The 18,749-nt window shown below is 71.2% G+C and carries 20 protein-coding genes and 1 pseudogene; 14 read left to right on the plus strand and 7 right to left on the minus strand.

Annotated elements, in window-relative coordinates:
* Positions 1–48 precede the first annotated feature (48 nt).
* The 6 genes and pseudogenes from BLS70_RS06410 (at position 49) to BLS70_RS06435 (ending at position 4,845) form a co-directional block, all read left to right on the plus strand.
* Complete coding sequence (locus BLS70_RS06410; protein ID WP_091764771.1) at positions 49–1,734, plus strand: DNA repair helicase XPB; 1,686 nt, start codon at positions 49–51, stop codon at positions 1,732–1,734.
* Positions 1,735–1,878: 144 nt separating this feature from the next.
* Entirely contained in the window at positions 1,879–3,066 is a 1,188-nt protein-coding gene (locus BLS70_RS06415; protein WP_091764772.1) for an antitoxin Xre/MbcA/ParS toxin-binding domain-containing protein, read from the plus strand.
* A 1-nt stretch (position 3,067) separates the two neighbouring features.
* Positions 3,068–3,628 (plus strand): RES domain-containing protein, encoded by a 561-nt coding sequence (locus tag BLS70_RS21605; protein ID WP_091764773.1) that lies wholly within the window; start codon positions 3,068–3,070, stop codon positions 3,626–3,628.
* 51 nt (positions 3,629–3,679) lie between these two features.
* Positions 3,680–3,868, plus strand: a pseudogene (locus tag BLS70_RS06425) (DNA repair helicase XPB); the annotation flags it as partial.
* A 37-nt stretch (positions 3,869–3,905) separates the two neighbouring features.
* Entirely contained in the window at positions 3,906–4,355 is a 450-nt protein-coding gene (locus BLS70_RS06430) for a hypothetical protein (RefSeq protein WP_091764774.1), read from the plus strand.
* Between the two features lie 85 nt (positions 4,356–4,440).
* The gene (locus tag BLS70_RS06435; RefSeq protein ID WP_091764775.1) at positions 4,441–4,845 is read left to right on the plus strand and encodes a nuclear transport factor 2 family protein; all 405 of its coding nucleotides are present in this window, start codon (positions 4,441–4,443) and stop codon (positions 4,843–4,845) included.
* A gap of 224 nt (positions 4,846–5,069) precedes the next feature.
* Here the strand turns inward: BLS70_RS06435 and BLS70_RS06440 are convergent, their stop codons facing one another.
* Together BLS70_RS06440 and BLS70_RS06445 are read right to left on the minus strand one after the other, a co-directional pair.
* Entirely contained in the window at positions 5,070–6,260 is a 1,191-nt protein-coding gene (locus BLS70_RS06440; RefSeq protein WP_143030353.1) for a helix-turn-helix domain-containing protein, read from the minus strand.
* Between the two features lie 48 nt (positions 6,261–6,308).
* Positions 6,309–6,905: a hypothetical protein gene (locus tag BLS70_RS06445; protein ID WP_091764777.1), complete on the minus strand. Its 597-nt coding sequence runs from the start codon at positions 6,903–6,905 to the stop codon at positions 6,309–6,311.
* 319 nt (positions 6,906–7,224) lie between these two features.
* Between BLS70_RS06445 and BLS70_RS21485 the strand changes: the two genes are divergently transcribed.
* A complete protein-coding gene (locus BLS70_RS21485) occupies positions 7,225–8,973 on the plus strand; it encodes a DEAD/DEAH box helicase (RefSeq protein WP_304457103.1) in 1,749 nt (582 codons plus the stop codon).
* A 9-nt stretch (positions 8,974–8,982) separates the two neighbouring features.
* On the opposite strand, the gene BLS70_RS06455 is transcribed toward BLS70_RS21485, so the two are convergent.
* Both BLS70_RS06455 and BLS70_RS21235 read right to left on the minus strand, forming a co-directional pair.
* On the minus strand, positions 8,983–11,970 hold the full coding sequence (locus tag BLS70_RS06455; protein ID WP_218122301.1) for a helix-turn-helix transcriptional regulator: 2,988 nt from the start codon (positions 11,968–11,970) through the stop codon (positions 8,983–8,985).
* Between the two features lie 62 nt (positions 11,971–12,032).
* Positions 12,033–12,164, minus strand: a complete 132-nt coding sequence (locus BLS70_RS21235) for a hypothetical protein (protein WP_255362271.1) — start codon at positions 12,162–12,164, stop codon at positions 12,033–12,035.
* A 241-nt stretch (positions 12,165–12,405) separates the two neighbouring features.
* On the opposite strand from BLS70_RS21235, the gene BLS70_RS06460 reads away from it, so the two are divergent.
* On the plus strand, positions 12,406–12,654 hold the full coding sequence (locus tag BLS70_RS06460; protein WP_091764780.1) for a DUF6458 family protein: 249 nt from the start codon (positions 12,406–12,408) through the stop codon (positions 12,652–12,654).
* Between the two features lie 259 nt (positions 12,655–12,913).
* Here BLS70_RS06460 and BLS70_RS06465 read toward each other — a convergent pair whose 3' ends face one another.
* Positions 12,914–13,666, minus strand: a complete 753-nt coding sequence (locus tag BLS70_RS06465; RefSeq protein WP_091764781.1) for a phospholipid scramblase-related protein — start codon at positions 13,664–13,666, stop codon at positions 12,914–12,916.
* A 44-nt stretch (positions 13,667–13,710) separates the two neighbouring features.
* Here BLS70_RS06465 and BLS70_RS06470 point away from each other — a divergent pair, with 44 nt between their 5' ends.
* Positions 13,711–14,385 (plus strand): HD domain-containing protein, encoded by a 675-nt coding sequence (locus BLS70_RS06470; protein ID WP_091764782.1) that lies wholly within the window; start codon positions 13,711–13,713, stop codon positions 14,383–14,385.
* Here the strand turns inward: BLS70_RS06470 and BLS70_RS06475 are convergent.
* The gene (locus BLS70_RS06475; RefSeq protein ID WP_091764783.1) at positions 14,312–14,602 is read right to left on the minus strand and encodes a DUF4031 domain-containing protein; all 291 of its coding nucleotides are present in this window, start codon (positions 14,600–14,602) and stop codon (positions 14,312–14,314) included. The genes BLS70_RS06470 and BLS70_RS06475 overlap by 74 nt on opposite strands.
* A gap of 19 nt (positions 14,603–14,621) precedes the next feature.
* Between BLS70_RS06475 and BLS70_RS06480 the strand changes: the two genes are divergently transcribed.
* The 3 genes from BLS70_RS06480 to BLS70_RS06490 all read left to right on the plus strand — a co-directional run bounded on the left by BLS70_RS06480 (position 14,622) and on the right by BLS70_RS06490 (position 16,827).
* Positions 14,622–14,984 (plus strand): bleomycin resistance protein, encoded by a 363-nt coding sequence (locus BLS70_RS06480; RefSeq protein ID WP_091764898.1) that lies wholly within the window; start codon positions 14,622–14,624, stop codon positions 14,982–14,984.
* Positions 14,981–15,973, plus strand: coding sequence for a Gfo/Idh/MocA family protein (locus BLS70_RS06485; protein ID WP_091764784.1), 993 nt, complete (start codon positions 14,981–14,983; stop codon positions 15,971–15,973). The genes BLS70_RS06480 and BLS70_RS06485 overlap by 4 nt, the downstream gene beginning before the upstream one ends.
* Positions 15,974–16,074: 101 nt before the next feature.
* The gene (locus tag BLS70_RS06490; RefSeq protein WP_091764785.1) at positions 16,075–16,827 is read left to right on the plus strand and encodes a hypothetical protein; all 753 of its coding nucleotides are present in this window, start codon (positions 16,075–16,077) and stop codon (positions 16,825–16,827) included.
* A 13-nt stretch (positions 16,828–16,840) separates the two neighbouring features.
* Here the strand turns inward: BLS70_RS06490 and BLS70_RS06495 are convergent, their stop codons facing one another.
* Entirely contained in the window at positions 16,841–17,623 is a 783-nt protein-coding gene (locus BLS70_RS06495; RefSeq protein ID WP_091764786.1) for a DUF72 domain-containing protein, read from the minus strand.
* Between the two features lie 25 nt (positions 17,624–17,648).
* On the opposite strand from BLS70_RS06495, the gene BLS70_RS06500 reads away from it, so the two are divergent.
* Positions 17,649–18,050 (plus strand): VOC family protein, encoded by a 402-nt coding sequence (locus BLS70_RS06500; protein ID WP_091764787.1) that lies wholly within the window; start codon positions 17,649–17,651, stop codon positions 18,048–18,050.
* A 4-nt stretch (positions 18,051–18,054) separates the two neighbouring features.
* A complete protein-coding gene (locus BLS70_RS06505) occupies positions 18,055–18,654 on the plus strand; it encodes a GPP34 family phosphoprotein (protein WP_091764788.1) in 600 nt (199 codons plus the stop codon).
* The last annotated feature ends 95 nt before the right edge of the window (positions 18,655–18,749 follow it).

Here is an 18,749-nt window from a genome sequence, read left to right on the forward strand (position 1 = left end):
CCGGCGCGCACGTCCGCGCCGAAGCCCCCGAACGAAGGACGCTGACGCGTGTCTGACGGCCCCCTGATCGTCCAGTCCGACAAGACGCTGCTGCTCGAGGTCGACCACCCGCAGTCCAAGGAGTGCCGGGCCGCGATCGCGCCGTTCGCCGAGCTGGAGCGCTCGCCCGAGCACGTGCACACCTACCGGGTCACCCCGCTGGCGCTGTGGAACGCGCGCGCCGCCGGGCACGACGCCGAGCAGGTCGTCGACGCGCTGGTCCGCTTCTCGCGCTACCCGGTGCCGCACGCGCTGCTGGTCGACGTCGCCGACACGATGGACCGCTTCGGCCGGCTGACGCTGGCGAACAACCCGGTGCACGGCCTGGTGCTCACCTCGTCGGACCGGGCGGTGCTCGAGGAGGTCATCCGCTCGAAGAAGGTCGCCCCCATGCTGGGCGCCCGCATCGACGAGGACTCGGTGATCGTGCACGCCGCCGAGCGCGGGCGGCTCAAGCAGGCGCTGCTGAAGATCGGCTGGCCGGCCGAGGACCTGGCGGGCTACGTCGACGGCACCGCGCACCCGATCGAGCTCGACCAGGCCGACTGGCACCTGCGCGACTACCAGCAGGAGGCCGTCGACGGGTTCTGGGCCGGCGGTTCGGGCGTCGTCGTCCTCCCCTGCGGGGCGGGCAAGACGCTGGTCGGCGCGGCCGCCATGGCCGAGGCGAAGGCCACCACGCTGATCCTGGTGACCAACACGGTCGCGGGGCGGCAGTGGAAGCGGGAGCTGATCGCCCGCACCTCGCTGACCGAGGAGGAGATCGGCGAGTACTCGGGCGAGCGCAAGGAGATCCGTCCGGTCACCATCGCGACGTACCAGGTGATCACCACCCGCCGGAAGGGCGAGTACATCCACCTGGACCTCTTCGACGCGCAGGACTGGGGCCTGATCGTCTACGACGAGGTGCACCTGCTGCCCGCGCCGATCTTCCGGCTGACGGCCGACCTGCAGTCCCGCCGGCGGCTGGGGCTGACCGCGACGCTGGTGCGCGAGGACGGGCGCGAGGACGACGTCTTCTCCCTCATCGGGCCCAAGCGGTACGACGCCCCGTGGCGCGACATCGAGGCGCAGGGCTACATCGCCCCGGCGGAGTGCATCGAGGTGCGGGTCTCGCTCGACGACGAGGAGCGGATGACCTACGCCGTCGCCGAGCCCGAGGAGCGGTACCGGATCGCGGCGACCGCGCAGTCGAAGCTGCCGGTGATCCGGCGGGTGCTGGAGCGGCATCCCGACGAGCCGTCGCTGGTGATCGGCGCCTACCTCGACCAGCTCGAGGAGCTCGGGGCCGCGCTCGACGCACCGGTGATCCAGGGGTCGACGACGAACAAGGAGCGGGAGCGACTGTTCCAGGCGTTCCGCACCGGTGAGATCCGCACGCTGGTCGTCTCCAAGGTCGCGAACTTCTCCATCGACCTGCCCGAGGCGGCCGTCGCCGTCCAGGTGTCGGGGACGTTCGGCTCGCGCCAGGAGGAGGCGCAGCGGCTGGGCCGGCTGCTGCGGCCGAAGGCCGACGGGCGGCAGGCGCACTTCTACAGCGTCGTCAGCCGGGACACCCTGGACAGCGAGTACGCCGCGCACCGACAGCGCTTCCTCGCCGAGCAGGGCTACGCGTACACGATCGTCGACGCCGCCGATCTGGCCGGACCGGGCGAGGTCAACGGCCCGGACTGGGTGGACGAGTCGGCCGACTGACACGCACGACTGTCGCCCCTACCTTCGCACAACCACCGACGCGGCCAATAGGTCGGGGTAGGCAGATGAGTATTAGAGGCTGAACGGTGGCCTGAGCACCTCAAGAGCGCTAGCGTTCGGCCACCCAACGGCGGAAGGGAAGCAATGCGGAATATCGATCCGCCGCCGAGCATAGTCATCATCGGTGTTGGTCCATCTGGCACTGCAGCGATTGACAGCATGCAACTTTACGGCCTACAGGGCGTCGAATTTGCCTCGTTCGGCGACGGCCCTGGCCTGACTGCTTCTCGGGTATTAGTATCGGCGGGGGCCCTCTATGGCGCAGAGGACACAGAAGATGCTACGCGCGCGGAGTGGGCCTCGGAGGAGATCCGCAAGGTCGTAGCCGATCAAGCAAAGATAATCGGCGACAGGCTCAGTGGTACCAGCGTGGCCTTCATAACCCACGGGAAGGACTCCGTGGGACTTAAGGGTGCGTCACTCTTAGCTGAGATCGCGACGTCTCTAGGGATTCTGACCATCGGGGTATCCAGTCAGCGGGGACGATCGGCTCACTCGTCACTGAGCGCTATGCAAGAGGATGACTTAACTGATTTCAGCGCAAAGGTGAACACCCTGATGCTGGTCTCACCCGACGCAGCCAAGCCCAATTCTGAACGCGACCTGACGGTTATGGATGTTCTCGATCCAGTCGAGTCCTCAATCCTCACAGCCGTTCAGGGTGTCGCTGCACTATTCACAACGCCAGGCTTGATCAATCTGGACCTTGACGACCTTCGGTCAGTACTTGCGACCGGCGGGCGGTCCATGGTTTCGGAGGGTTACGCCACGGGGGACGACAGAGCCCTAAGAGCCGCCGAGATGGCCCTAAACGCGCCTTACTCCGATGACACAATAGCCGGTGCTCGTCGCCTCTTGCTCTCAATCCAGGGACCCTCGGATCTTGGACTTTTCGAGATCAATGAAGCCGCCAGCCTGGTCGCGGACGCTGCACACGACGATGCCACCATCATCTTTGGCGCCGTTATCGACGACACAGCGAGCGGTGAAGTACATGTCATCGTCCTAGCATCAGAGCTCGATGAGTCCGCCAGGAGGATTAGCATCTCCGGAGCGACTCAAGAATCTCGAACAGTCGAGACGTCCCCGGCTGATTACAAGCGCGTCATGCGGGCGCTGCACCGGGTCTGGGCACCCGGCATTGCCGAGGACTGGTTGAAATCGCCCAATTCGTACCTCTCGGGCGCGCGTCCCATGGACGCGCTTAGAGAGGGCGACGTTCAAGACGTAATACGAGCCATCGCCGCCGAAGAAGCCGGCAGCTTCTCATAGAATGCTTTGCTACCGGGTCTTCCCATACCTCGCAAGCGCTGGACCTGGAGAGCCGGGTCACCCCAGCTATCTACACCTACCGCAGGGGAACGGCCGCCTGGACAATCCTCATCGTTATAATGTCTGGTATCTTGCCACGGAGGCCTCCGGGGCGGTCGGCGAGACCTTCGGAAATATCTCCCATTGGCGCTCCGAGATGTTCGACTTCCCTGCATTGAGCGGATCCCGACGCGCGCTTGGCACCTTCTCGATTTCGGACGACGCCCGCTTGCTTGATCTCGATGACGCTCGAAATCTTCTGGAACGGGGCCTACGCCCTACTCAGGTAATCGACCGAAATCGGGGGGTGTCACAGGGTTGGGCTTTACGCGCTTGGGAGGAGACTGACGGACGAGGCAGTCAAGTCTGGGCAGGCATCAGGTGGTGGTCCTTTCAACGACCTCACTGGCGCGTCCTAGGCATATGGGGCGAGACGCCGCAATGTGTCGACATTCAGGAACTCACTGTGCACCATCCAGCGGTGGTGGATGCCGCGAACACACTCCTTCGACGCCTTCCCTGAGCCTCCGAAACGGGAGGGGCCACGGCTCAGTGGTCGAGGGTCGTCTCGAAGGTCGCGGACTTCTCCATCGACCTGCCCGAGGCCGCGGTCGCCGTGCAGGTGTCCGGGACGTTCGGGTCGCGGCAGGAGAAGGCGCAGCGGCTGGGCCGGGTGCTGCGCCCCAAGGCCGACGGCCGGCAGGCGCACTTCTACACGGTGGTCAGCCGCGACACCCTGGACAGCGAGTACGCGGCGCACCGGCAGCGATTGCTCGCCGCCGGACGTTGGGACGACGGCGGTGCTCGACGTGCGCTCCGAGTGCCCGCTGGTCGACGAGGGGACCACCGCCGGCGCCGAGGTCGAGCAGTCGGCGGCTGGGGCGGTCCGGCTCGGCAATCGCATCCCCACCGCGATCTGCCAGTTCTTCCCGCCAGTCCCGGCCGACCTGGTCGTGTCGCAGGCCGAGGACGAGGCGGACTACGCCGAGCTCAAGGTAACCAGCGGCGCGGTGCGGCAGGTGGGCAACGTGCAGACCGAGCAGGAGGTGGAGGTCGGCGACCTCACGGTGCTCGTGGTCCGCGTGGAGTACCCGACCAATCCCGCCGCGGGGGTCGACTACCGGGCGCGCCTCTTAGACGACGAGGCCCTCGGACGGGTGACGCTGAAGGTGGCCGACGCCGAAGAGCGGGACCTCGACTACGACGAGCAGGCGGCGGCCGAGGACCTGGTCGCCCTGCTCGCCGACTGAGACCCCTGTCACGCGCTGGGGGGAACGGCCCGTAGCTTGCTGGCGACGGTCCGGTCCCGCTCCCGCTCCCGAGAGGCACATCCCCATGGACGAGATCCAGCAGCTGGTCGCCCAGAACGAGATCCGCAACCTGGTGGCCCAGTACGCGCAGTACACCGACGACACGCGGCTCGAGGAGTGGACCGCACTGTTCGTCGAGGACGCCCGCATGGAGGCCATGGGCCAGCAGCTGGAAGGTCGCCCTGCTCTGACCGAGTGGATCACCGGCGTTACTTCGAGCCTGAAGCTGCGGCACATCATGGGCGGGGTGACCGTGACGCTGGACTCGGCGACCGAGGCGCACGGTGCCGCCGACATGGTCCTGCTCCTGGCAGCCGAGGGCTCCTGGGTCGTCGCCGGCGCCCCGCGTTACGTGGACCGGTACGTGAAGACCGACGTCGGCTGGCGCTTCGCCGAGCGCATCCTCGAGGACCGTTCCGCGAAGGCCTGACCACCGCCGTCTGACCGCCCGTCGGTCAGAAGGGCGGCGGGGTGGTGCCGGCCAGGTGGTGCGCCAGCCCGGGGCCTGGTGCTTGCCCCCGGTGGTGGGGCGTGCCTTTAGGTCCGTGATGATCGTGCGCCTCAACGATCCTTACCGACGAATGAGTCCGACGACTAGGGGCGCGCCATCGTTGCAGAAGGCTAGCGCGACACCACCGCGCGCATGCCTGCGAGCTACTCGTCGGAGTCCTGCAGGTGTACGACACCGTCTCGTCGCGGCACCCGTGCCCTAGTCGCACTTCTCGGTCGCATCTCGAGGACCTGCGCTATCCGCTCCTCAGTGGCCGTTGGCGTCCAGTCCGTCCACCGCTGGAAATGAGCTGTCTCCAGCCCCGCCTCTCGCGCAGCAGCAAGAAGGGGGTTCGACTGCCCAGCGAACCTCTTCGCAAGTGCTCGCTCAAGCCAGATGGCAGACTCCGGGCCCACGACTACAGGCTCACTCTTATTCCAACCCCTCGCGGAGATCTGCTTGTAAAGACTCCGCGCGTGATCAGCATCAATCACCTCAAGGTTGCGAAGACGCATCACCAAAGCTTTTATTGCAACTCCCCAGCGCTCCTTCAGCGACGCTAGGGTTTGGAGGGTGACCCGCCCCCCAGCGGATGAGAGCTCTTCCAGTAGCGCATCACCGGGCAGGAGAAATGCGCCCGCGAAGTAGTGTGCCTGCCTCTCAACTATCGCCGCCTCTTGCGCAGACTGCGGTGGTCCCAGATGGCCGTGCATTCCAAGGTGTCCAAGTTCGTGCGCCACCGTGAAGCGCTGGCGGTCGCCAGGCACACGGCGATCGGTCTCGGCAGATGCCCGACTCACACAGATGACGGGCGTCGAATCGAGGCGCGTTGACATGCCAAGGTGACGGCCTAATTCGTCAGGCATTGGGAGTACCAAACATCCAAGTCGCTCGGCCGCCCGGATTACGTTCCCAACTACGGCGCCCTCCTCAACTTGGGCTGCGACCCGTACGTCGGCCGCAAACTGCTCAATGTCAGCCTCGTCCGCAAGATCCCCAGCCCATGTCGGCAGGGCGTCAGGAATTGCCTTGAGCCCTAGCCGTTCGGACACTTCAGTGACGATGGATGCGTCGGCCACCTGCCGATCGACTGCCTTCTTTGGCGCGTCCGCATAAGCCCGCAACAGCGGTTGAGAGACCAAGGGGGACCTATCCGGCTTACGCAAGAAGTCCACCGAACACCCGAGAACGTTACCGATCGATTGAAGCAGGTCCTCCGCGACCGGCGTTCGTCCATTCTCGATCATGGAGATTGAACCGCTACCTATGTTAAGCAAAGCTGCAAACTCGACTTGCCCCAAGCCGCTCGCCAAACGAAGGCGGCGAATACGTGCCCCGAGTTCGGCGCCGTTCATCTGTAACACCCGTCTAAGCAATAAGAGTTTTGATCAAGGGTCACCTCGTCACAGCAACCCAGTGTCGCCGTCACCCTCTTCATCGTCCTCGAATCCCGGGAGCTCTTCGTCAGTCGGCTTAAATCCGCCCGTGGGAGCATCAGGACCCAAGAGCTGCGTAAGCTTCCCAAGAATGAGGCGGCCCGGCCGGCCGTCCTCGAGACCCAGGATTTGTGCGGCAAACACGTTCTCGACCAGGAAAGAGTCGGACAAAACGTATGCAAGAACCCAGAATTCCTCCGGGATCAGCGACTCGTCCGCTACCATCACAGCCGCACTCGAGTTGGCGACGACCGTGAATGCGCCAGAGTCGTCGCGCCTTGCTCGACGAAGCCTGTACCGCCGATCCACGCCGTCAGAGAAGGACCGGAACTCACGGCCGGCCCCGTTAACGGGCCTGAAGTCGAGACCCACCCGACTGGCCGACTCACTCGCGGCATCGATAGCGAGATCCCGGGCCAGAGCCGCCCTCGAGACGCCACTGCCGAACGCAAAGTCGACGTCCATGGCGCTGTCGATACGGTAGCCGCGCTCCGCGAAGACCTCGCGGAGGTCGGAAGCAATCCGCCGCAGACGCTGAACCTCGAGATCCGTAAGCTGTGACATGACTGCAGAGAATATTCAGGGGAATGTCACACGTCAAGTGCTCCAAGCCGCGGCGCGTCGGGGTCCTCGCCACTCCCGAGGAGAGAACGGATGCGGCTGGGAGCAGCGTGACCGGCGGGGCGTGACGTATCCGTCCCTCACAGGATGGGAATCACCACAGGACTCGCCGGTCGGATGGCATCGCCGCAGGTCAGACGCGTGCGAGTCGTCCCTATACGACGGCCCGAGCGGGGCGCGCGGCAGCCCCCGGGTTGGGCGTGTTGCTCCTCCGACAGCCAAGATGGACCCCGACATGGGGAGCGCAGCACGAGCGGAGGCCTTGAGCCCGCAGACGAACAGCCGGCCGCTCCGGGCGTGGCAGACCGCCGCCCTCCAGCAGTACGAGGAGACCTCCCCGAAGGACTTCCTCGTCACCGCTACCCCCGGCGCCGGCAAGACGACCTTCGCCCTGACGCTGGCCTCGCGCCTGCTCTCCCGCCGCGAGGTCGCCCGCGTCGTCGTCGTCTGCCCGACCGACCACCTGCGCATGCAGTGGGCCGACGCCGCCGACGCGATGGGCATCGTCCTGGACCCCGGGCTGACCAACGCCGTCGGCCCGGTCCGCGCCGGCACCCAGGGCTACGTGACCACCTATGCGCAGGTCGCCGGCAAACCGATGCTGCACGCCGCCCGTTCGACCTCGGTCAAGACGCTGGTGATCCTGGACGAGGTGCACCACGCGGGTGACGGCCTGTCCTGGGGCGAGGCGGCCGAGGAGGCGTTCGGCCGCGCCGCACGCCGGCTGTGCCTGACCGGGACGCCGTTCCGCACCAAGCCCGACGAGCGCATCCCCTTCGTGCGGTACGAAGAGGACACGTTCGAGGGCGAAGCGGGTGGTCTGGTCAGCCGCGCAGACTTCACCTACGGCTACAAGGAGGCGTTGGCCGAGGGCGTCGTCCGCCCCGTCGTCTTCGCCGCCTACACCGGCACCTCGCGCTGGCGGAACTCCGCCGGCGAGGTCGTCGCCGCATCCCTTTCGGAGGCCGGCACCCGCTCGGTCGAGATGCAGGCGTGGCGCACCGCGCTGGACCCCAAGGGGCAGTGGGTGCCGCACGTCATCGCCGCGATGGACGACCGGATCACCCACCTGCGCGAGAACGGCATGCCCGACGCCGCGGGGCTCATCCTCGCCAGCGACCAGGACGACGCCCGCGCCTACGCCAAGATCGTGCGCCGGGTGACCGGCAAGGCGGCCGAGCTCATCCTCTCGGACGACCCGAAGGCCTCGAAGAAGATCGAGCGGTTCGCCACCGGGTCGGCCCGCATCGCCGTGTGCGTCCGGATGATCTCCGAGGGCGTCGACGTCCCGCGTGCCGCCGTCCTGGCGTGGATGACCTCGTACCGGACGCCGCTGTTCTTCGCCCAGGCCGTCGGCCGCGTGGTCCGCTCCCGGGCGCCGCACGAGTCGGCGACCGTCTTCCTCCCCGCGGTGCGCCCGCTGCTGTCGCTGGCCGCCGCCATGGAGGAGCAGCGCAACCACGTCATGCCGCCGCCGCGGACCCAGCCGGACGAGGAGCTCGAGGCGCTGGACCTGCCGCCGCGCGAACCGCGCGAGGGCGAGGCCAAGCAGTGGGAGGCCCTGGAGGCCGACGCCCGCTTCGCGCACGTGCTGCACAGCGGGACGGCGCACACCGGCGAGGGTTCGGGCCCCACGGTGGTCGTCGGGGAGGAAGAGGAGGAGTTCCTCGGCATCCCCGGGCTGCTCACCCCCGCGCAGACGGCGGAGCTGCTGTCGAAGCGCGACGACGAGCTGCGGGTCCGGATCGCGGCGAGCCACCGGGCGGACGCCGAGGACTTCATGGTCGTCGAGGACCACCCCGACGAGGACGACGCCGGCCGCTCGTGGCGCGACGCCGCAGAACTGCGCCGGGAGATCAACAAGCTGGTCAACCGGGTGGCAGCCCGCACCTCGCAGCCGCAGGCGGTCGTGCACACCCAGCTCCGTCAGTCGGTGCCCGGCCCGCCGTCGGCGTCGGCGTCGGTGGACGTCCTCCGCGCCCGCCGGGAGCGCCTCCGCACGATGCTCTGAGGCCCCCGGCTACGGCAGCAGGCCGCGCTGGGCGGCGATGGCGACGGCCTCGGTGCGGCCGTTCGCGCCCAGCTTGGCCAGGATGTTGCTGACGTGCACGCTCGCGGTCTTCTCGCTGATGTAGAGCTCGGCACCGACCTGCCGGTTGGTGCGACCGGCGGCCAGCAGCCGGAGCACCTCGGCCTCGCGCGGGGTCAGGACGGCGCCGACGTCCACGGTGCGCACGCCGGCGACGTCGAGCCGGCCCCGCCGGGCCAGACCCTCGAGCGCCGTCCGCAGCGGTGTGGCGCCCAGCCGCACGGCGACCTCGTGGGCCGCCGCCGCCTGCTCCGCCGCCCCTGCCCGGTCGCCGGTTGCGAGCAGTGCCTCGGCCAGCCGCCACCGGGACCGCGCCCGCTCGTAGACGTGCCCGAAGCCGAACCCCTCGACCGCCGCGCGCCACAGCTCCGGCGCCACCTCGCCGCGCGCGCGGGCTGCCTCCGCCTCGATCCGAACCTGCCAGGCGCACGCCTCGACGCCCATCGTGTCGCCGTAGGTCCCGCAGTAGATCTCCACCGCCGAGCGGGCCGCCTCGACCAGCTCCGCCGCCGCCTGCCCCCAGCGGTCCGCGCCCGCGGGGTCGCCGTCCCGTCGGGCGAGCTCGGCCGCGTCGGCCACCGCCGCGAGCGCACCCCCGGCCAGCCGCAGCACGCCGAGGTGGTCGTCGTCCCACTCCTCCCGGAGCCGCCGGTAGGTGGCCAGCGCGACGTCGACGGCCTGCTGCGGTCGGCCCTCCCACGCCGCGAGGTCGATCTCCGACGCCGCCGTGACCAGGTCCAGCAGGACGTGGGCGCCCAGCCGCGGGATCAGGGTGCGCGCCCACCGGATGCGTTCCTGCGCGGCAGGATCGCCGCGGCCGACCAGCACGAGCAGCCCGTCGGCCCGCACGTGGGCGGCCATGTCGGGGACCCGGGCCAGCACGTCGGCCTCGGCCAGGCTCTCGTCCCAGCTCCCGGCCATGTACAGCGTGGTCACGTGCAGGTGGCGCAGCTCGGCGGCGTAGTGCGACCACTCGACGCCGAGGTCCCGGGCGCGAGCCGTGCCGTGCCGCGTCCACTCCAGTGCCTCGTCGATCCGCCCCGCCTCGAAGGTGACCGTCGCGAAGTTGAAGAGCACGCGCATCTCGACCTCGACGTCGCCGGACCTCCGGGCCCGGGTCAGGGCCTCGTCCAGCCGGGCCCGCACCTCGCCGAGGTCCGCGCCGGGACGCGCCCGCACCCGGGTGACCGCGATGTCGGCCCAGGCGCTGTCCAGCCCCAGGGCATCGGCCGCGGCCAGCGCCTCGTCGGCGGCTGCCTCCGCCTCCTCGACCCGGCCGACCGCGTAGCTCATCCGCGCGTGGGTGGCCGCCGCCCACGTCCGCACCTTCGAGGGCGGCTGCGCGGGCACGAGGGCCATGGCCGCAGCGCTCTCCCGGTAGCCGCCCGAGTCGTCCTCGACCCGGACCATGGCCTGCGCCAGCGTGTAGTGGATCCGGGCGCGCACCTCGGGCCCGGCGTCCGACGGGAGCCCCTCGAGCGCCGAGCGCAGCAGGGCGACGGCGCGGTGCGGCTCCCCCACCGTCCGCGCGGCGGACGCGGTCTCCAGCAGCAGGGCGGCCTGGTCCCGCCCGGCCCGGGCCGCCGCGTCGGGGACTGCTGTCCACAGGGCGAGCGCGGTCTCCAGGTGCTGCAGCTGCTCGGCGGGTGCGCCCACCCCGCCTGCCGCGTCCGCCGCAGCCAGGGACGCGCTGAAGGCCCCCGGCAGGTCGTTGCTCTCGCGGGCGTGGTGCGCCCGCTCCGCCGCCGTCCCCGCCTCCGGGACCCGGGCCAGGTAGGCGGCGATGGCGGCGTGCAGCCGCACTCGCTCACCCGGCAGCAGGTCGGCGAGCACCGCCTCGCGCAGCAGGGCGTGCCGGAAGCGGTACCGGCCGTCGTCCGAGACCACCAGGAGGTAGTGGTGCACGGCCTCCGCCAGCGCCGTCTCCAGGTCGCCGTCGGCGAGCCCGCTGACGGCGGCCACCAGCTCGTGCCGCACCCGGCGGCCGGCCACGGCGGCGACCCGGAGCACCTGCTGGGCCGCCGGCGAGCGCTGCTCCACCCGCGACAGGAGGACGTCGGTCAGCGCCAGCGGCAGCGCCTCGCCGTGCAACCCGGCCGCCAGGAGCTCCTCGGCGTAGAAGGCGTTGCCCTCCGCGCGGGTGACGACGTCCTCGACCACCGACTCGGGCAGCGGCCCGACGTCCGAGCCCAACCGGCGCACCAGTGCGCCGACGTCCGCGTCGGGGAGCGGGCTGAGCTCCAGCCGCTCCACGCCGGGCAGCCGCACCAGCTCGGCGAGCAGGGGCCGCAGCGGATGGCGCCGGTGCAGGTCGTCGGCGCGGTAGGAGGCGATCACGGCCACCGGCTCGTCCGCGAGCCGCGCCAGCAGGTAGCGCAGCAGGTCGCGGCTGGACCGGTCGGCCCAGTGCACGTCCTCGAGCACGAGCAGGAGCGGCCCCGCGCCGGCCAGCTCGCACACGAGGGCGGCCACTGCCTCGAACAGCTGGAGCCGCCCGTCGTCGACCGGCGGCGGCGCCGCGCGGTGCGGCAGGGGGCGGTTGAGGTCGCGTCCCTCGGATTCCGGCTGCACCGGCGGCGAGGACCCCGGACGGCCGGCGAACAGCGGGGCCAGGACGGGGTCGGCCACCGAGACGGGCGCCAGGGACGGGTCCGCGGCGACCGGCCGGAGGAGGTCGACGAACGGCAGGTACGGCAGGCCGACGTCGCCGAGGTCGACGCAGTGCCCGGTCAGCACCCGGACGCCGCGCTCGACCGTGCGTGCCGTGACCTCGCTGAGCAGCCGCGTCTTGCCCACGCCGGCATCGCCGGACAGCAGCACGGTGCTCGCCCGGCCGGCTGCGGCACGGTCGACGCACGCCAGCAGGGTGGCGAGCTCGGAGGCCCGTCCCACCATCGGCGCGTCATCCCAGCGTGGCACGACGCCGATCGTGGCACGGGCCCCCGACGGAACCCGAATCCTGTGCGGGCGCGCGGGCCCGGTCAGCGCCGGCGCCGGCGGATGCGGAACCAGGGCCCGGGCCGGGTCGGCCGGCTGCGCCCGGAGGCCATGAGCACCTCGCGTCGGTAGGCGAGCTCGGCGTCCAGTGCGGGATTGCTGTAGTGGATGGTCATCGCCGTCCCTCTCGTCGTCGTCGGTCGATGACGGCGACGTTCGTCCTGAGGCCGGGCAGCGGACATCGGCAGGTCACGCAGGATCTCGGGGCACCGGGCGTCTGAGGGGCCCTCAGACCCACCCTTTCGGAGGACATGGGAGGCCTCGGCGGTTCCTGCCGCGACCCCGCCGGGCACTCGCTCCACCGCGGCACCCGCCGCCGGCGCGGGCCCGCCCGCGCGGTGAGAGAGGGAGTACGTCATGAGGCTCGGAACCGGCATCGTCCTGCTCGCGCTCGGCGCGATCCTGACCTTCGCCCTGAACGTGGACGTCAGCGGCATCGACCTGCAGGTCGTGGGCTGGATCCTGATGGCCGTGGGTGCCCTGGGCATCGTCCTGGAGCTCGCGGTGTGGGGTCCCCGCCAGCGCCGGGTGACCCGCACGACGGACGCCTACGCCGAACCGGCCGGTGCCCCCGTCCGCCGGAGCACCACCGAGGAGACGTACTGAGCGATCCCGCTCCGCACGGCACCAGGGCCCCCGTCCGTACGGACGGGGGTCCTGGTGCGTCGATGAGGTCCGGACCGGATGACGGCCGCCTCGCGGCGAAAAGCACAACACGGCTCCAGGCCCCCGGCCGAGGCCGGGGCGGTAGTCCGTGAAGGCGTAACCAAATGGCACCCGGGGGCACGTGGCACCCGGTCCGGACGGGTTCGAGGGTACCCGCCGGGAGCGAGATCATGTCCGGCCGACGGGCGTCCGCGCCGGCTCAGTTGAAGCCGCGGTCGTCCTGCTTCAGGGCGGTGTCCACGGTCAGCGCGGAGGCGATGACCAGGCTTGCCAGCGGCTCGGGGAGCCGGACGTGGATCAGCACCACGTAGCGGTCGGCGGTGGTGAACAGCGTCCGGGCCAGGCCCTCCCACTTCTTCGTGATCCGGGCGACCTCGGTGCCGGCCGCGTCGGTGATCGCGAAGTCCCAGGCCCGCCAGTTCTCGGCCTGGATGGCACCGACCACCTGACCGCCGGCGACCAGGTCGAACCGGATCCGGCCGAACACGTTGGCCTGCACGATCTCGCCGACCGGGCTCCCGTCGGGCCGGGTCACGACCACCCGGGACTTCATCAGCTTCGCCGGCCGGGTCAGCACGAGCACCGGCCCGCGGGCGTCGCGCACCTCCAGCGTGTGGGTGAGGAACTGGTCGAGCTGGCTGAACAGCCGCACAGCCTTCTTCACGGCGGTCTGCCCCACCTGGACGACGGCGCCGATCTGCTGGCCGTTTCCGTCGAGGACCGCGTACTCGTTGGTGAGCTCGATCAGCTTCGTCTTCTGGTTGACCAGCAGGACGGGCTGCTCGTAGAGCGAGGGCCCGGCAGCCTGCGGTGCGGACGGCGGTGGCGGCGGTGGCGGCGGCGGCGCGGCCTGCTGGACGTGCTCGGTCCAGGCCTGGCCGTCCCACCAGCGGGTGCCGGGGGTGCCGGCGGGGTCGGGGTACCAGCCCGCAGGGGGCGGCGGCTGCGTCACGGCCGCACCGTATCCGCACCGGCGCCCCGTGCCAGACTCGCCGCGTGAGCGAGCTGGTCGGGTTCGAGGCGTGGGCGGCCCTGACGGGCGACTCCCCCACCTCCCGCACCGAGTGGGCCGCCGTCGTCCGCGCGTGGGGCGAACCGCACCGCCGGTACCACGACCTGGCCCACCTGGCCGCCGTCCTCGGCATCCTGGACCGGCTCGCCGCCGACGCCCCCGACCCCGACGCCGTGCGGCTGGCCGCCTGGTACCACGACGTCGTCTACGACCCCCGCCGCAACGACAACGAGGCGGTCAGCGCCGGGCGTGCCCGGGCCGGGCTGCGCGGCCTCGTGCCCGACGAGCGGATCGCCGAGGTCGAGCGGCTGGTGCTGCTCACCGCCGGGCACGAGCTCGATCCCGGCGACGCCAACGGTGCGGTGCTGTGCGACGCCGACCTCGCCGTCCTCGCCTCTCCCCCGGAGGCCTACGCGGCCTACGCCTCGGCGGTGCGGGAGGAGTACGGGCACGTCCCCGACGACCTGTTCACCACCGGACGCATCGCCGTCCTGGAGCAGCTGCTGGCGCTCCCGCGGCTGTACCGGCTGCCCGCCGTGGCGGAGAGCTGGGAGCCGCGGGCGCGGGCGAACATGGCCGCCGAGCTCAGCCTGCTGCGCTCCCGGGCGGCGTCGGGCGGGGCTTCCGGGAACGGAGCCCCGCCGCCAGCAGCCGGCTGAGCAGCTCCCGGGCGCCCACCGGCTGCGCCCCGGCGGCGACGGCGACGTCGTAGAGGTCCTCCGGCACGTCGTAGTGGTCGCCCTGGAACGCCCGCCGCGGGATGCCCAGCTCGGCCTCCACGAAGGCGTGCAGCTCCTCGTATGACACGTCGCTGACCAGGTGCGACCACTTCCGGCCCCGCCACGGCCACACCGGGGTGTCGATCAGCACCGTCACGGGTGGCAGTCTGCCCGCCATGGCCCACGAGCACCCGCAGGTCCGCGTCTCGCCGATCTTCCCGGTCACCGACCTGCCGCGGGCCCTGGACCACTACGCCGCGCTCGGCTGCGCGGTGTCCACCCACGACGAGGGGTACGGGTTCGCCGCGCTGGCCGGGGTCGAGCTGCACCTGGTGGTCACCGAGGGGCACGACCCGCTCCGCACGGCTGCCGCGGCCTACCTGCACGTGCCCGACGCCGACGCCCTCGCAGCACGGTGGGCCGACGTCGAGCGGACGACGGCGCCCATCGACACCGACTACGGGCTCCGCGAGGGCGCGCACATCGACCCGGACGGCAACCTGCTCCGCTTCGGCTCGCCGCTACCGTCGCACGGGTGAGCACCGAGATCCGCTGGGGCATCGTCGGGCCGGGTCGCATCGCCGAGAGCGTGCTGCCCGACTTCGCGCACGTCCCGCACGCCCGCCCGGTCGCCGTCGCCTCCCGGTCCCAGGAACGCGCCGACGCCTTCGCCACCCGGCACGGGCTCGACCACGCCCACGGCTCCTACGCCGCGATCCTGGCCGACCCGGAGGTCGACGTCCTGTACGTGGCGACCCCGCACTCCCAGCACCACGCCTTCGCGCTCGCCGCCCTGCGCGCCGGCAAGGCGCTGCTGGTGGAGAAGTCGTTCACCGCGACGACCGCCGGTGCCGCCGAGGTGGTCGACCTCGCGCGCGAGACCGGCGTGTTCACGATGGAGGCGATGTGGACGCGCTTCCAACCGGCGGTCGTGGCGATGCGCGAGCTGATCGCCGACGGCGCCATCGGCGAGGTGCGCTCGGTGCAGGCCGACCTGGGGGTCGCGCGCGAGTACGACCCCGCCGACCGGCTCTTCGCCATGGAGCTCGGCGGCGGCGCGCTGCTCGACCTCGGCGTCTACGTCGTCTCCTTCGCCCAGATGCTGCTCGGGACGCCGCAGCGCGTCGTCGCCACCGGCTCGCTGTTCCCCACCGGCGCGGACGCCGAGGCGGGGATCCTGCTCGGCTACGACGACGGCCGGGCCGCCACCCTGCTCACCTCGCTGCGCAACGCCCTGCCGGGGCAGGCCCGGGTCTTCGGGACGACGGGCTGGATCGACGTCCTGCCGCGGTTCCACCACCCGGACACGATCGTGCTGCACCGCGCCGGCACCGAGCCCGAGGCGATCACCCGGCCGCAGACCGGCGCGGGCTACGCGCACGAGCTGATCGAGGTCACCGAGTGCCTGCGCGCCGGGCACCGCGAGAGCTCGGTCATGCCGCTGGCCGACACCCTCGCCGTGCAGGACGTCCTGGGTCAGGCGGCCGAGCAGCTGGGGGTGCGGCACACGGAGGCCGACGTCCTCTGACCGGGTGAACCGCCGCCCCGCCGGCTGCAGACAGCGTCCGGCGGTGCCGATACCTCACCGACGGGCCGCACCGGTGGCCCCTGCAGGAGGGAACCCGATCCATGGCGCTGCTCGAAGGCCTGGCCGCTGTCGTCGCGAAGATCGCCGGTGCGAATACCGCTGCGCAGATCGCGGCCGGACTCGGCATCGCGACCGCCGGTGTCACCGGCGCCGGTGCTGCGGGCGCCCTGCCCGAGCCGGTCCAGGACGTCGTCGCGAGCAGCGTGGAGACGGTGTCCCCGTTCGAGCTGCCCGACTCCGACGACTCGTCCTCCGACGACCCGACCGAGACCGACGACTCGGGCACCGACGGCTCCGGCGGCGACGACGGGGGCGAGGACTCGTCCCCTGACGACGCCTCGGACGACTCGCCCGAGAACGAGGACCCGGAGAACGAGGACCCGGAGAACGAGGACCCGGAGACCGACGACTCGGGCAGCGACGGCCCCGGCGACGACGAGGGGACCGACGACGGCACGGACGACTCGTCCGACGGACGTGGCCTGGACAACGCCGTCGAGCGTGCCGACGAGCACGCCCAGGAGTCGTTGCAGGCGGCACAGGAGCGGAAGGCGGCCCACGAGGCCGAGAAGGCTGCCCGTGACACCGCCCGGGAGGCCGAGAAGGCCGCCCGGGACGCCGCGAGGGAGCAGGAGAAGGCAGCCCGCGAGGCCGAGAATGCGGCCCGCGACGCCGAGAAGGCCGCCCGCGACGCCGAGAAGGCCGCCCGCGAGGACGCCGAGGAGGCCGAGGAGCAGGCCCGCGAGGACGCCAAGCGCGCCGCTGAGGACGCAGAGGACGCAGAGGAGGACTGACCGCCGTCAGTCGTCAAACCGCCGACCAGGCCAGGCCTGTCGCCTGGTCCGCGGTGGGCACGCGGGTCGGCGTCCCCCCGGCACGGCGCACGCAGTCGGCGAACCGGACGGCATCGATCACGGCGTTGCAGCCCGGGTCGTTGTTGAAGTAGACGAGCACGTCGGCGTCGCCGTAGGTGCTGACCACGCGCTCGGCCCACAGCTGGAGGGTCTCGGCGCGGTAGCCCCAGCCTTCGTAGCCGTGGTGGAAGCGCAGGTAGCCCCAGCCGGTGGTGCGCCACAGCGGTGCCACCGGCTGCTCGTCCCGGTCGGCCCAGCACAGCGCCGCCCCGTAGCGCTCGAGAAGCGCGCGGATCTCGTCGGTCCACCAGGAGTCGTGGCGTGGCTCGACGGCGACCCGCGTGCCGGTCGGGAACTGCGCCAGGCACTCGCGGAGCAGTTCGACGTCGGCCTTCAGCGTGGGCGGCAGCTGGAGCAGGATGGTGTCCAGCTTGGCGCCCAGCCCCTCGGCCCGGCCCATCAGCCGGGCGACCGGTTCCTCGGGCTCGCGCAGCCGCTTCATGTGGGTGAGGAACCGGCTGGCCTTCACCGCCCAGCGGAAGTCAGCCGGTGAGCGGTCGCGCCACTTCTGGAACGTCTCGAGCTCGGGCAGCCGGTAGAAGGCGTTGTTGCTCTCGACGGTGGCGAAGTGCTCGACGAAGTGCTCCAGCCACAGCCGCTGCGGGAGCTTCGGCGGGTAGAAGGCGCCGCGCCAGTCGCGGTACTGCCACCCCGACGTCCCGATGATCACCGCCATGGGACGCCGCCTACCCTGCACGTCCATGGCTGACGCACCCGCGCGCTTCAAGGACCTCTGCCTCGACGCCAACGACCACCACGCGCTCGCCGACTGGTGGTGTGCCGCGATCGGTTACGTGCGGCGGGACTCCCTCGAGGACGCTCATGACTCCGCAGACCAGACGCCGGAGGAGGACGAGCCGCGCCCGCACGACTGGCCGATCCCGATCGTCGACCCGTCCGGCGCAGGGCCGCTGATGTGGATCGTCCCCGTGCCCGAGCGGAAGACGACCAAGAACCGCATGCACTTCGACGTCGTCGGCGAGACCTGGCCGCTGATCGCGGCCGGCGCGCGGATGGTCCGCGAGCAGGACGACGAGATCGAGTGGAGCGTCCTGGCCGACCCCGAGGGCAACGAGTTCTGCGTCTTCGCCCCCGAGGACTGACCCCGTGCGCGACCTGGTGGCGACCCGGGTGGCGTCGCTCTGCCTGAGCCGTCGCGGGCGGCCGCGCGGCCTGACCTACGACGACCACCTGGTCCGCGGAGCGCTGATCCTCGACCTGGCCCTGCGCGGCGCGCTGACCCACACCGCCGACGCCGTCGAGCTCGACCACGACCGCGCCGGCGCACACGGGCTCGCCGACGTCGCCGCGGAGGTGGACGAGGGGGACACCGGCCTGCAGTGGTGGCTGGACCACGGGCGGCTCGACTTCGAGGCCTTGCGGGTGCGGCTGGTCGAAGCCGGGGTCTGGCGACTCCGGCCGTGGTCGCTGCGGTACCCGTTCCGGAGCTTCGAGGACACCGAACGGGCGCGCACGGAGGCCGACCGGGCCACCGGCCGGCAACCCGCGCGGGACGGCGGCGCCGGGTCGGAGACGCTGGCCGTCTGGGCGCTCGGCGCGACCAGCGGGCTGTTCGGCGCCGTGGAGGATCCGCCGCCATGGGTACTGGAGGACCTGGGGGACGCCCGCTGGGCCGCCGAGCTGGTGGTGGAGCGGCTGACCGAGCTGCGGATCCGCATGCGCTCGATCGGTCACGCCGTCGACTGACCGACGCCGGACCTCGATCGGCACTGCTCCAGCGGGGTCTCAGCTTGTCCGAGGGCCCCATGGACCAGTACTCATCGCCAGCGTCGTCGGCTGAG

Origin of the sequence: Blastococcus aurantiacus (assembly GCF_900102425.1) — a bacterium.
GTDB classification, from domain to species: Bacteria; Actinomycetota; Actinomycetes; order Mycobacteriales; family Geodermatophilaceae; genus Blastococcus; species Blastococcus aurantiacus.